Origin of the sequence: Commensalibacter melissae, assembly GCF_003691365.1 — a bacterium.
GTDB classification, from domain to species: domain Bacteria; phylum Pseudomonadota; class Alphaproteobacteria; order Acetobacterales; family Acetobacteraceae; genus Commensalibacter; species Commensalibacter melissae.
In genome coordinates this window covers 976,409-991,666 of the sequence record NZ_CP033087.1, presented here as the reverse complement: position 1 = coordinate 991,666, position 15,258 = coordinate 976,409, and the positions used below count along the sequence as shown (strand labels likewise).

Sequence of the window (15,258 nt, the reverse complement as noted above, 5' to 3'; positions counted from 1 at the left end):
CGGGTTCCTGTCAGCCTGTTCGGCTTCGGGTTTCGGCCCCGCTTTACCGGCCGGCTTTTTGTCCTTCTCGATCTTGGGTGTGTTCTGGTCCAGTCCTGTCAGGCCACCCGTGATGGCGTCAATGGCTGTGTTGGTGCCATTGAGATTGTCACTGCCACCCATGATGCCGGTAATCGCACTCGCACCGCCAATGATACCGGTATGGATCATGCCTGCTGGCTATCTTGTCTATGTCCGTCGTGTCGTCATACCAAAAGAAAAAAGAATGCTTTATAAACTTATTGGGGAGTATCAGTCACTTTGGTTACCTGGAAGAAAGGCTGGCTGATCTGATGAATACGTTTTTTGCCCAGCAAGTTGGGATATTGATACAATACCGATGAGGTCAAATGATTTTCTATATAATCTGAGCTTCTAGCATTCGTTGTCATCGTACCCACGCCATAGAAAATTGTTTTATAACGTGTATCATATTCCCAATATCCCTCAGGAAAAGTACAAAAATCAGTACTCAAAGAGGAATTGTTGCATTGGTAAAGGGGATTGTCTTTACCAATAGGTCTTACCAGTTTAATTCCATAAACTATTTTATTCATGGTGACCTCATCGACATGACTTGTCCACATGGTGGTCGCACCTGTGCTTGGATCGCTTGAATATGGTTCGTTGGATATAAACCTTTGTGTATAGGTATCCAGAACTTGAGAATCAACCAATGCAAATACGGTTGGTTTTCCTCCATGTGTCATGGCCTGTCTTTCATTACCCTGGCTATCAATCCATTTTATTTTTTTAGGTTTTCCATCACCTCCTGAATTAAGACCTGTATCTGTTAATTGATAGCCTAAATCTTGCAATCTCTCTTCCGTATCAAGTTTAGCCATACCTATATAAAATGCAAGTTTTGAACCTTTAGCTAACCAATCGGGATCATCACTTCTTGCCTTGGCAACATATTTTTTAAGTCTATCCGGAACAACGACCCTGATTACATCATCCGTTTTGGAAAGGGGTTTCGCATCTCCCTTTTCATTCCAGATAGATATATAAAACTTGTTGGCACAGGCGGTTAGAGATAAACACAGCATCATTAAACTAGCCAAAGAATAAAGTCTCATTTTGTATCCCCTTTCTGTTCAGTCTGCTCCGGGTTTCTGTCAGCCTGTTCGGCTTTGGGTTTCGACCCCGCTTTATCGGCCGGCTTTTTACCCCTGTTTTTGCCCTTCTCAATTTTGGGTGCACTCTGGGCAAGTCCTGTCAGGCCACCCGTGATGGCGTCAATGGCTGTGTTGGTGCCATTGAGATTGTCACTGCCGCCCATAATCCCGGTAATCGCACTCGCCCCGCCAATGATACCGGTATGGATCATACCGCTGGCTATCTTGTTTATGTCCGTCGTGTCATCGTATTTTATATTTTTTTCATTATTATTTTGAGATTGACTTTTTGAAGATGAAACTGGGGTAACAGCTTGTCCAAATCCACCTACTTGACCATATGTATTATTGTTCTGATGATAATTAGGGCTATTGGGATTTAGTCTATTGTCATTCTTTCCGAAAGGACCATCAGGGAAGAAGTGGTTATAGATGATGTTGCCAGCCAAACCACCGGCTGCACCCGCGGCCGTTGGCCCGACATTGCCCCCCCCCATGATCGCCCCGCCAATCGAGGACGCGGCCCCGACTATCGCCGTGGCGTTCGCGCCATTGATCAGGGATTCATCAGGTTTCTTATTCAGGCCGATTTCCGAAAGCGCATGATTGAGATCCAGTTTGTCCTCTTCGTTTTTCACGTTCTCCGCACGCTTGTTCGCACTGACAACCGTGTCGACAATCATGTTGCCATACTTGTTCATGACCTCTGTCGCCTTGTTCTGGAGATTGAAATCATTGTTGATCTTGCCAGGATTGAACTTGTCCTCCATATAGCCGTTGGCCTCGTTGATATCATGCGAGAAATGGCCATTCACGCTGCCCGCGTTCACAACGATATTGTCCCCGATCACGGATTCAGTCGTTGAATGCTTGTTGTGAACGATGCTGTTGCCAGATATCCTCGTGCCCGTTCCATTCCCGAGTATGTTCCCTGGAATACTTATAACTTCCTTACCACCCTCAACCGTGCCAACCGTATCTATACCATATTTGGTATCAAGATTTTGTTTCATCTGGATATCGAAACCGCTCCATATCGAATGGTTCCTGACTGAATTGCCCTGCAGGCTTCCTGTGGTGATCTGGTTTCTGGAGGCATCGGCGGCACTGGTGATGGCGCCGGCTGTCAGGGTCGTGTCCCCCCTCACATTGACATTCAGCCCTCCCGTGCCGGCATAAATCCCAGACATCTCCTTTTCTGTTGACGCGTAATCATTGTCAATGACACGTATGTCCCCGAAGAGATCAACGTTTGTGTAGGGCGTGTCAGGTTTATTGAGTTTGGAAGGTTTTTCTGTATTATTACCTCTATTTCCTAAAGTTTTTTTATCGCCTGAATTATTAGCCTGCTGTTTTCCCTCACCCCAATTGTGATAGTCGCTAAGGGGTGTGCTGAACTCCATGCCAACCGTCTTGTTATTGCTGTGATACCTGTTGACATTCTGCGGCGTTGCAATGGACATGCTTCCTGTGTTGATGGTGATGGAACCGTTGCTTGGTGTTCCCCTGGTGATTGTTCCATCCCCGTTTCTCACATCGGGATTTTTGTTGACAATCTGCGCCCCATTGAGAGCGAGCCTGCCGTTTTCATTATTGATGGTGACCGAGTTTGTTCCATTCACGACCGTGTCAATGGCCGTCCTGCCATAGGTCGTGGTTTTGCCCCAGCTCACCGATGCATCCCCTCTCGCTCCAAACGCGAACCCGTGCGCTCCCACATTGGCATTCGCCCCTATATCCTCCCTGTTCCCGGAGCTGGTCGTCTTGCTTCGACTGGTTCTGTATCCCGCATTCAGGCTGATATCCCGGCCCGCATTGAATATCACGTCGTTCCCGCTGATACTGCTGGCCGTGGCTTTGATATCCTTCACCGCATTCACACTCACTTTCTCTCCAGCCTTTATGGTCGATCCGGTATCCGTGACCGTCGTCGACGTCATGTGACTCTTATTCGATGAATGCGTGAAGGTCGCCGTGATCCCTATAAGGTTGTAGTCAACGGCTGTCGCCGCTCCATGGGCAAACGCTCCCGTCAGGATCCCGCTTTTCCCCAATCCCGCGTTGAGACCCTGGCTCGCCATGTCCGCGGCGTTTAGCGCCTCCATTCTCTCATCCGTCGTGTTGGCCGCCGCAAAGCCCGTCTTCGCAAGATTCGCCAGCAAGCCACTAGCACTCAGGCCTATCCCCGTAAAGCTGTCCTTATGTTTCTGGTCGCCCTTGAAAACATCCTGGACCGCATTGAAATTCACTGAATCTCCGGACATATTGATATCCCTGCCCGCAATAACATTGGAACCGTTGATATTGATATCCTTGCCTGCATTCAGGTTAACATTACCCTCGGTTGAGATAATGTCACTGGCCGTATGCAGGGAATTGGATGTCGACTTTTTATCAGTGACGTTCTTTTGGCCAATTTGCACGCTCAATTGCGCCTCGTTCGTGAAAAAACCGAACTTCTTCGTCTGGTGATAATCATATGTATCGTTAGAATAGTTTAGCGCGTTCTCGGTTATATTACCGCCAGCGTTGATATTAACATCATTTTTGGACGCGACAGCCCCTGCCAGGCTAACATCGTTTTTCGCAGAGATGCCGATTTGTCCACCCGCAATGACAGCCGATCCAATATCATTGGTATAGGCTCTTTTTTCCTCAAACGAACTTGAATTGAAGGCACCTGATTTATGTCCCCTAACATCGGTGAGGCCCTTGTCCGTGACGGCGTTCAGGCCGATATTGCCCGCGGATGACAGGGCTGCATCACCCCCGACATTCAGGGTGCTGCCCGCAAGGTTCAGGTCACCCCTTGTGGATTGCAGGATGGCGTTTCTACCGGCACTGACCATGGTTCCATAGTTCTTGGTCTGGTTACCGTTAAAGGCCAGCATTTCATGCTTTCCGTAACTGGCGCTGGAGGCGGCGGCATTCAGCTGTGCCGCACCGATATCGATCGAACCGGCCTGCATCGCCATATCGGATCCGGACTGGATGCTTCCACCTCGGGTGATGATACTGTCACTCGCCTTGATCCCCATGGTTCCAGAGGCAAGGATCTTTCCCTGTGAACCAAGATAGGAGGACGTTCCCCCCTCAACAAGATAGTTGTTGATCGTGTCGCGGTTGATGATCGAGCCGTTCTGGGCATTAAGGGACATGTCCCCGCCCCTTATGGTTCCGCCATCATTGATGATGTTGCCATGTGTGCTGGTGAGCGCGATCGAGTGTGTCCCCTCCATCAGGCCGGAATTGAGAATGGAGCCGGCCTGGATACCGACATCCTTGCCCACGATGGCGGCACCAGATATCACCGCGGTTTTTGGAGAAAGATACAGCTGGGGAACCAGCACCTGTCTGCCATCAACCAGCGCGGGAACATACCAGACAATATCCTTCGCAAGTGAGGCCTGTTGCTCCTTTGTCAAGGCGGTGCCGAATTTGAACCCGTGCTGGTCGGCCTCATCGGTCGCATTGTCGAGGAGTTCCTTCATCATATCAGCGGCATTGTTATAGGTTCCACCGACAAAGCTGTGCCCTGTGGCCTGAAGATATTGCTGCTGGATATAGTTGCTGTCAAACCCTGCATCCCCCAGGAACATATATGAGCCGGCAATATTCAGGTGATCCAGCAGATATTGCGACCCATAGAATTTCTGCAAGGAGGTATATTGTGTACGGGTCTCAATAAGATAGCTTGATCCCTCCGGCACACCACTTGTATTGACCTTACCCTGCTGGGTGGCAGCTTCACTGATTTTGCCCGCATCGTTTATATTTACCGCCCGCCCTACCTTGGCTGGGGCTGTACCGGGTTTGGCAAGACTTTCATTATTGCTGATATTGTCAATATTACTGTTTCCATTAACATTGATATTACCAATTGTTTTATTACTATTAATATTGCTGTTACTGTTACCATTAATATTAATATTACCACTCGTTTTATTATTATTGATATTGTCGTTATTGATACTGTGAATGTTTCCTCCGGTTATTTCACCAATACTGGCGGTGTCATTGCCCTTAATATCCGGATTAGGTCTGAACAAAGCGTGTCCACCGGCAATGGATGAGAGTATATCGTCAACACTTTCAGACACTCCCTGATAATTAAAACCTGGAAGATGGACATGCAATCCCGGATCAATTCCCTCGGGATTGCCTACCCCACCATATCCTGGAAGCGTGGTGTTTTGACCGTTTACCCCTTTTCCACTTGATGAATTATTGGCCAGATTACCTTCTCCAGGCCCATTCAATCCGTTTCTGCCTGTTTCACTCTGGACAGATGTCAATTGTTTTCCTGATGGAAGGCTTGGATTGACCGTGACATAGTCATCAGGAGATGCATGTATCTTGATTGTCCGGTTATTAACCTGATTGGCCACTATCCCTATCAGGGTTCCACCTGCCATAATCGTGCCGCTCAATCCGGGATTATATGAACTATCCCCCCATACATATGCAATATTTTTATTGTTACCATCTAATGGAGGTGGATGTGAATAAGGAGGATTGGCTGCATTGGCTGGATCTTTTGGATATAGGGATCGGCAAAGTTTACCATTGTGACATACCAGTTTAAAAGTTATATCATCTTTATACCCGATATTATCCAGGGATGACGCATTCAGGGTCATATCATGACCCGCTTCCAAATGACTTACATCATTGACAATCTTTCCGGAAGTTTCAATGATCAAGTCATGACCGGCCGTAACAATGGCTGAACTGCCTTTCAAGGTTGTTCTTGTTCCAGTTTCCGTCACCTCAATCCTGGCTTTTGGATTACCCCTACCTTGGGATAGAAACATGTAAAAATAACCACTTGCTGGGGTTCCATCCGCTTTGTACATATCTTTGGGAGCGTAAACCTTGATCATTTTTACATTACCCTTCCAAAAATATTTGTATAAATTGCTATCCCCACCCCAGCCACTTGTATTTAAGTCTTCCTCAAGGGCTATCTGTTTGTTGGATTTTCCGTATCCTTCCTGTCCTTCATCGTTAATAGCCTTATCATAAATAGTAGTGCTGTCAATTGTTTCCGTAACAAGTTTCCCAGTATAGCTGTTGGTAAAAGAGGCGGACTTGATTGCAATATCCCCATTGGCGCTCTGTGTACGAATTAACCCTCCCTTGTTGATTATATCTCCATCAACATCCATGGCGATAGATCCCAAATCCGACTGGATAACCCCATAATTATTCAGCGTGTTTTGTCCATTATTGCCTTTAATGTTGATTGTCAGGTTGTTTCCGCTACTTAATAATCCAGATTGATTGTTTTGAAGCGAGGTCCCATCCAAGACCAATCCATTCATGGCCAATATGACACCATTATTTATGATGTTTCTTGCCGTGACATGAATATCGCCATTAGAGGTTATCCCACCATCCTGTCCGGCTTCATAATCTCCATGAATATTGAGATTAACCAGACCACCTTCATTTGCTCCCCTTAACGCCCCGAAGATAATACTGTTATTTTTTAGATCCCCTTCAATTGTTGCATTCAGTGCGGCAGCAGAAAGAATCTGGCCGGTGGATGAAAGTCCATTGCTTAGGACGTGCATATCTATATTACCTGAAGATTGTATAATACCGTTCTCATTCAGGTTTAAAAAGGATAGTGCCTGATTTTGCCGGTTAGCAGCAAGAACCATATTCCCCCTAACATTTTCATCAGTAGCTTGCTGCGTTATTATCATTCCACCCTGATTGTTTATATTCTTGGCATAAAGGTTCATTCCTGTTGCAGCTTGCAAAGTTCCTTTGTAATTGTTTAATTCATTTAATCCGTTTCCATTTTGATTTTGCGCGATCGTCGTGCCACCATTTGTACTGATAATTACTCCCTCAGAATTATCCAAAGATGGTGTAAAAATCTGGATATTTTGTTTTGCTTGCAACCATCCTTTATTATTTAGAGCTTGCAAAGCAATCAGATCTGCCGTGCCATTTGAGGTGAGAACCTGCCCATATCTGTCCAATGTTACACGAGGCGCAACAAGCGATAATGTTCCTGTGTCTGATCCGATTTGACCATGGGCTTGATTGTGAATAGCCGTATTGGAGTTAAGAACTAAACCTTTAGAGCCATATAAATAACCGTTTTCAAGATTATTGATATCTGCCGAGCTATTAGCAACAAGTTGACCTCCTGCAAGAATAAGCCCCTGATTATTCAAAGCGGAAGCAGAAAGCGTTATATTTCCTTGTTTATAGGCAGTAATCTCTCCATTATTTTGATTTGATAACAAAGAATCAGCTTGTAAATTTATATCCGAATTGGAATATATTCTGCCATTATCATTCACAAACGTATTGGCGAATACAGAGATATTCCCTGACGTATCAATATTTTGAACGATTCCTTGATTTTTCAAATATCCTTTCTGAATATTAAAAATAATAGAACCTTGATCTGCACTGATCATTCCGCTTTGAGTGTTAACCAGGTTGGATGCAGACAGATTTATACCTCTTTCACCCCATAAATTCCCTTGATTTACAAAATCAGAACCAATCGTAAGTGATAATAATCCATTAGAAAGAATTTTGCTTTCTTCAGAATTTTCAAGATGATTGGCAGCAAGATCAATATCACCAAAAGACTGAACCGTTCCTTTTTCATTTAAAAACTGTTCAAGCGCAAGAGCGGAAGAACCTTGATTGATACGGATATTTCCTTTTTGACTGGTCAATACACCATTATTGTTATTCAATTGTTTAGCCGCAATTGAAAGATCACTGAAAGCCTGTATATTCCCCTGATTGTTGTCAATTATATTAACTGGAACTCTTTCCTGAACTGTCGATCCTCTTCCTTGCAATATTGTGTTCGCATTTGTTGATAAAATGACACCATCAAGAATATTATCAATCCTGTCAGCTGTAAGATTGACTGTATTTTTTCCCTGGATCCATCCTCCTTCATTATCTATAACCTGTGAAGATATCTGAACAGTGTCACCAATCAATGAACCAGAAGCAAGCTTTTCATTATTAAAGGAAATTCCAGAATGGGTTGTTTGATTACCTGTGCTCTCTGATGTTTGGATATTTAATGAGCGAACAGCAGATACATATCCGTTATTCTCCAGAACGGAGGCAACAAGCTGTAAATTCTGATGACCAATCAAGATTCCTGCATTGTTAAACTTTGAAGAAAAAACCGTCAGGTCACCTCCCTGAACAAGAATTTGACCAACATGATCTTGGTTAATCCGATTTATGAACTGCTGATTAGCCTTTAAAGTGGCTTTCCCTTTTGCAAAAACGATGCCCTCATTAATCATGGTTAGGCTATTTAGTAAAAGATGACCGTCCACAGCATTTGTTTGAATATTTCCCTGATTAAATAATCCCTGTTGCCCCATCACAGTCAGGGTCAGATCATTATTACCGGTATAAATCAATCCTGAAATTCCGTTTATTAAGGAATTAGAAGTTAAATCCAGTCCAGAACCTGCTGCAATCTGGCCATTATTACCAACATTACCAGTATAGGTAGCGTGAATTTGCTTTTGTGCTGTCAATAAAGCCATATCATCACTTTGATAGACAGCAGCATTGATTATAATATTTCCATTTGCCTGAATTTTGCCTGTATTTGTAATTGATGACAAAGTAGGGATAAGTTGTGAGGGTATAATAGCCAAATCACCATCTAGCGCCAGAATATTTCCTGAATTGTCTAAAAAAGATGTTGATAACGTTAATCCCTTACTGGCTTGCAGAAATCCTCCATTACTTATTTTATCAGAAACATTTAAATGTAAATTATCATCACTTAAAATTTGTCCATTGTCATTTTGCAGGGTTTTAGCCGTCAGCTGCATGATCTTTCCAGACTGAATTACGCCTGAATACTGACCCATAGAATGGTTGATAACATCTCCACCCAGTGTCAGGGTAACCGCTTTTGATCCATTGATTATCCCTGTATTATTCAGAGAATTTGCTGTAATGTTAATGTCACCTTCTGACTGGATCATTCCACCATTTAAAGTATTATCTGTATCGGAAAGAGAACCTTCATTAGTTAAAAGATTGCCTATTAATAATTGCGTTGCTGTTTTACCGAATATAGAACCTGAATTGGACAGAGAAGATGCCGATAAATTTAAATAACCCTTAGAACTGTAAAGACTTCCCGCATTGAGAAGACTATTGGCGATGGCAAGTGTTCCATCCCCGTTCAAGCTGCTAATGGAGGCATCTTTGTTATTCAGGGAAAGGTTGTTCGCGACAAGGCTCAGATCCTGCCGAGCCTGAATGTTCCCCGAAACCTCCATGTTCCCGCCCGCATTGACCTGAAGGCTCTTCCCGGCATAGACCAGTCCCTTCTCCGTATCGGTATAATTGCCCATTCCAAGCTCAACAACACCTGAGCTCGCCTGGATAACGCCATTGCTGTTCTCAATGTCACCGCCATGAAAAACAATATCCCCAAAGCCATTGTCCGAGCCAGCCAGAATCATCCCTGAACGGTTCATCAAACCGTCAGACTCTATATGAACATTGCCCGCATTCGAGCCAATCTGGCCATTATCGTTATTCAGCTGTCTGCCACCAATATCCACAATACCCGAGGGAGTGACTATCTGGCCATGATCATTACTGATATCTCCAGAGGCGGAAACCCTGACATTCCCGGATGCCTGCGTTCCTATCCGGCCATTCATGTTGACAACCTTACCCGTTGCCTGAACCCCGATATCCCCCTGTGTGGTCAGGATAGAACCATTGCCATTGTCAAGTGAGGAGCCTGTCAATGACACATTCCCCTGACCCGTACGGATCAGGCCGGACTGGTTATTGATATCCCCGCCACGAACCGTTACATCCCCTTTGTTCAGAGAGCCAATCTGGCCTGAACTGTTGTCAATTTTACCTTTTGCCGTTAGGGAAATATCATTATTCTTGGTTAAGATACTACCTGAATGATTTAATATATCTCCTTGAATATCAAGCATTAGTTTGTCTGAATTCGTATTTATCTGATTTCTGTTATCCATGGAGCCAGCTTTGATTGTCAACACGCCCTGCGAGACAAATATGTTTCCCGCATTGAGAAGACTATTGGCGATGGCAAGTGTTCCATCCCCGTTCAAGCTGCTAATGGAGGCATCTTTGTTATTCAGGGAAAGGTTGTTCGCGACAAGGCTCAGATCCTGCCGAGCCTGAATGTTCCCCGAAACCTCCATGTTCCCGCCCGCATTGACCTGAAGGCTCTTCCCGGCATAGACCAGTCCCTTCTCCGTATCGGTATAATTGCCCATTCCAAGCTCAACAACACCTGAGCTCGCCTGGATAACGCCATTGCTGTTCTCAATGTCACCGCCATGAAAAACAATATCCCCTGAACTCGTGATTAAATTACCATTTTGGTTATTGAAATTACCACTGGTAATTTGAATATTACCGGCAGGGGTAATGAACTTGCCATTCTTGTTGATAAAATCATTTTTGCTGACAAGAGTTAAATTCCCGTTTTTCAGACTGCCAACCTGACCATTCGTATTGTCAAGAGTGTTTCCGGACAGTTCAACATTGCCCGCAGACGTGACAAGCTGACCCTGATTGTTCCGGATATCTCCCCCGGCATTCAAGGTCAGGTTGCCAGAAGTCTTTATACCAATCTGGCCACCAGTATTGTCAATATCGCCCCCGGAATGGACATTGACTGTCCCATTGTCTGTCAGTATAGAGGCGCTTCCGTTGTCCAATCCAGCAACATCCAGTAAAATATTCCCATTGGTCGTGCGGATCAAACCCTGTTTATTGGTCAGCTTCTGGCCCCTTATTTGAACATTGCCATCCGTTTTAACGCCAATCTGACCATTCGTATTGTCAATATCGCCCTTGGCTTGAATAACAGCATCATGAGCATTTGTAACCAAAGAACCATTTTGATTGTCGAGATCACCATTAATATCAACATGGAGTTCACCCTCTCCATTGATCAAATTACCATGGTTTTTAAATGAACCCGCTGAAAGTGTTAAACGTCCCCTGATAAAAGAAAGACTTCCCGCATTGAGAAGACTATTGGCGATGGCAAGTGTTCCATCCCCGTTCAAGCTGCTAATGGAGGCATCTTTGTTATTCAGGGAAAGGTTGTTCGCGACAAGGCTCAGATCCTGCCGAGCCTGAATGTTCCCCGAAACCTCCATGTTCCCGCCCGCATTGACCTGAAGGCTCTTCCCGGCATAGACCAGTCCCTTCTCCGTATCGGTATAATTGCCCATTCCAAGCTCAACAACACCTGAGCTCGCCTGGATAACGCCATTGCTGTTCTCAATGTCACCGCCATGAAAAACAATATCCCCAAAGCCATTGTCCGAGCCAGCCAGAATCATCCCTGAACGGTTCATCAAACCGTCAGACTCTATATGAACATTGCCCGCATTCGAGCCAATCTGGCCATTATCGTTATTCAGCTGTCTGCCACCAATATCCACAATACCCGAGGGAGTGACTATCTGGCCATGATCATTACTGATATCTCCAGAGGCGGAAACCCTGACATTCCCGGATGCCTGCGTTCCTATCCGGCCATTCATGTTGACAACCTTACCCGTTGCCTGAACCCCGATATCCCCCTGTGTGGTCAGGATAGAACCATTGCCATTGTCAAGTGAGGAGCCTGTCAATGACACATTCCCCTGACCCGTACGGATCAGGCCGGACTGGTTATTGATATCCCCGCCACGAACCGTTACATCCCCTTTGTTCAGAGAGCCAATCTGGCCTGAACTGTTGTCAATTTTACCTTTTGCCGTTAGGGAAATATCATTATTCTTGGTTAAGATACTACCTGAATGATTTAATATATCTCCTTGAATATCAAGCATTAGTTTGTCTGAATTCGTATTTATCTGATTTCTGTTATCCATGGAGCCAGCTTTGATTGTCAACACGCCCTGCGAGACAAATATGTTTCCCGCATTGAGAAGACTATTGGCGATGGCAAGTGTTCCATCCCCGTTCAAGCTGCTAATGGAGGCATCTTTGTTATTCAGGGAAAGGTTGTTCGCGACAAGGCTCAGATCCTGCCGAGCCTGAATGTTCCCCGAAACCTCCATGTTCCCGCCCGCATTGACCTGAAGGCTCTTCCCGGCATAGACCAGTCCCTTCTCCGTATCGGTATAATTGCCCATTCCAAGCTCAACAACACCTGAGCTCGCCTGGATAACGCCATTGCTGTTCTCAATGTCACCGCCATGAAAAACAATATCCCCTGAACTCGTGATTAAATTACCATTTTGGTTATTGAAATTACCACTGGTAATTTGAATATTACCGGCAGGGGTAATGAACTTGCCATTCTTGTTGATAAAATCATTTTTGCTGACAAGAGTTAAATTCCCGTTTTTCAGACTGCCAACCTGACCATTCGTATTGTCAAGAGTGTTTCCGGACAGTTCAACATTGCCCGCAGACGTGACAAGCTGACCCTGATTGTTCCGGATATCTCCCCCGGCATTCAAGGTCAGGTTGCCAGAAGTCTTTATACCAATCTGGCCACCAGTATTGTCAATATCGCCCCCGGAATGGACATTGACTGTCCCATTGTCTGTCAGTATAGAGGCGCTTCCGTTGTCCAATCCAGCAACATCCAGTAAAATATTCCCATTGGTCGTGCGGATCAAACCCTGTTTATTGGTCAGCTTCTGGCCCCTTATTTGAACATTGCCATCCGTTTTAACGCCAATCTGACCATTCGTATTGTCAATATCGCCCTTGGCTTGAATAACAGCATCATGAGCATTTGTAACCAAAGAACCATTTTGATTGTCGAGATCACCATTAATATCAACATGGAGTTCACCCTCTCCATTGATCAAATTACCATGGTTTTTAAATGAACCCGCTGAAAGTGTTAAACGTCCCCTGATAAAAGAAAGACTTCCCGCATTGAGAAGACTATTGGCGATGGCAAGTGTTCCATCCCCGTTCAAGCTGCTAATGGAGGCATCTTTGTTATTCAGGGAAAGGTTGTTCGCGACAAGGCTCAGATCCTGCCGAGCCTGAATGTTCCCCGAAACCTCCATGTTCCCGCCCGCATTGACCTGAAGGCTCTTCCCGGCATAGACCAGTCCCTTCTCCGTATCGGTATAATTGCCCATTCCAAGCTCAACAACACCTGAGCTCGCCTGGATAACGCCATTGCTGTTCTCAATGTCACCGCCATGAAAAACAATATCCCCAAAGCCATTGTCCGAGCCAGCCAGAATCATCCCTGAACGGTTCATCAAACCGTCAGACTCTATATGAACATTGCCCGCATTCGAGCCAATCTGGCCATTATCGTTATTCAGCTGTCTGCCACCAATATCCACAATACCCGAGGGAGTGACTATCTGGCCATGATCATTACTGATATCTCCAGAGGCGGAAACCCTGACATTCCCGGATGCCTGCGTTCCTATCCGGCCATTCATGTTGACAACCTTACCCGTTGCCTGAACCCCGATATCCCCCTGTGTGGTCAGGATAGAACCATTGCCATTGTCAAGTGAGGAGCCTGTCAATGACACATTCCCCTGACCCGTACGGATCAGGCCGGACTGGTTATTGATATCCCCGCCATGAACCGTTACATCCCCTTTGTTCAGAGAGCCAATCTGGCCTGAACTGTTGTCAAAACGACCAGCCGTAGAAAGATTTACCATATTGTTGGAAACAAGGGTGCCATGATTAGTTACATTCCCCTGAAAAATTCCCTGTAAAGATCCATTCACAGCATTCATTTGCCCATTATTCACTACATCATGGCCGGACAGGAAAAGATTTTGTTGGGAGTTAATCATACCTGATTGGGTATTATTGATGTTTTGCGCAGTCAATTGTAATTCTGCCTGACTTAGAATCGATCCGGAATTTGTTAGATTATCTCGGATTGAAAGTTGATTCCTATCATTTCCATTGGCAATAATCTTTCCAGAATTTGTCAAGGAATTCGCCTGCAAAGAGAGCTGTTTGTCGGCCCCTATCGTCCCTGTATTTTCAACAATATCAATTTTGGCATGTAAATTGTTGCGGGCTGACATTTCACCATTAATAAGCAATTTTCCATCAGCAGTCAGCTGCATGTCGCCAGCCGTAGATGCCATACGGCCATCTACACGGACTCCGGCTCCCTTTTCGTTAACCATCATTTGAATATGATTGCCCGTCATCCCGCCCAACACAGATGTATCAATAGCAAATTCTGGTCTTTGACTGTTATCTGGTTCTTGCGCCGTTGCAGTTCCATTTACATAATCATAAATGTTGCGTCCTGCGGTGATTTTAATATCCTGACCATTTACAGGTCCTTCAATCCTAACTTTACGGCTGATAATATCCAAAACGGGAACTTCGGCAAAATTCCCGCCTTTTCCTTCAAATGCCACTTCTCCATCATTTATATTGATAGACTGCAGGTGGCCTTCCTGATCAAACTGGGTCTTACCTGTTGCAAGAGAGGTTCTTGTTGTATTGACAAATCCACACCCCGCACAAGTGATTCCGCTGGGATTGGCAATAACCAGGGCAGCCTGTTTACCCGCGATTTCAGTATATCCAAGCAATCTGGTTGGAGAACGTCCAGTCACTTCATTAATAATCAAATTAGCATTATGATTATCATTCAGGTTGGGATTGCCCGTGATTTGTCCAGCCAGTTTTGTCTTGGTTATTGTGGACGAATTATTTAAAATCTGACCAGATTCATTAACGTTATACTGGTTGAAAAGATTATGTGAAACACCAGCATTATTGGGATGTGCAATATTGATCTGATCAATTCCATTATTCGTTACATCAATAGATGGCCGTTTATTTACCGGGGCTGTTGGATCAACCACTATATTAGAAGCGGGCCTGGGCCCGGCATAAACCGGAAAGGTAGAAAAAAGGTTCCCTCCCAAGAATAATCCCGTCACAATCGTGTATTTTAGACGTTTTATTAGCAAAATTCGAGAAATATAAAAGGGATTATATTTAGTTTTAAACATAGGGTACCTAATAGGAATACTAAAATAAATATTTAAAAATAAATTCTAAGAATTAATCAAAGCTTGATATGATATATATAATTTAGCTCGAA

At 44.8% G+C, this 15,258-nt stretch carries 3 protein-coding genes; 1 reads left to right on the top strand and 2 read right to left on the bottom strand.

The window, feature by feature from the left end:
• Positions 1 to 58: 58 nt before the first annotated feature.
• The gene (locus D9V35_RS09340) at positions 59 to 328 is read left to right on the top strand and encodes a hypothetical protein (protein ID WP_162988576.1); all 270 of its coding nucleotides are present in this window, start codon (positions 59 to 61) and stop codon (positions 326 to 328) included.
• Here D9V35_RS09340 and D9V35_RS04475 read toward each other — a convergent pair.
• Together D9V35_RS04475 and D9V35_RS04470 are read right to left on the bottom strand one after the other, a co-directional pair.
• Positions 279 to 1,118 (bottom strand): hypothetical protein, encoded by an 840-nt coding sequence (locus D9V35_RS04475; RefSeq protein WP_122123541.1) that lies wholly within the window; start codon positions 1,116 to 1,118, stop codon positions 279 to 281. The two genes, D9V35_RS09340 and D9V35_RS04475, sit on opposite strands and share 50 nt — an antisense overlap.
• Positions 1,115 to 15,166: a two-partner secretion domain-containing protein gene (locus D9V35_RS04470; RefSeq protein ID WP_122123540.1), complete on the bottom strand. Its 14,052-nt coding sequence runs from the start codon at positions 15,164 to 15,166 to the stop codon at positions 1,115 to 1,117. Before D9V35_RS04470 ends, D9V35_RS04475 begins: the two co-directional genes overlap by 4 nt.
• Between the last annotated feature and the right edge of the window lie 92 nt (positions 15,167 to 15,258).

Bases quoted from the DNA above. Each gene is read 5' to 3' on its own strand.
- D9V35_RS04475 (WP_122123541.1), bottom strand. From the start codon at position 1,118: ATGAGACTTTATTCTTTGGCTAGTTTAATGATGCTGTGTTTATCTCTA.
- D9V35_RS04470 (WP_122123540.1), bottom strand. From the start codon at position 15,166: ATGTTTAAAACTAAATATAATCCCTTTTATATTTCTCGAATTTTGCTA.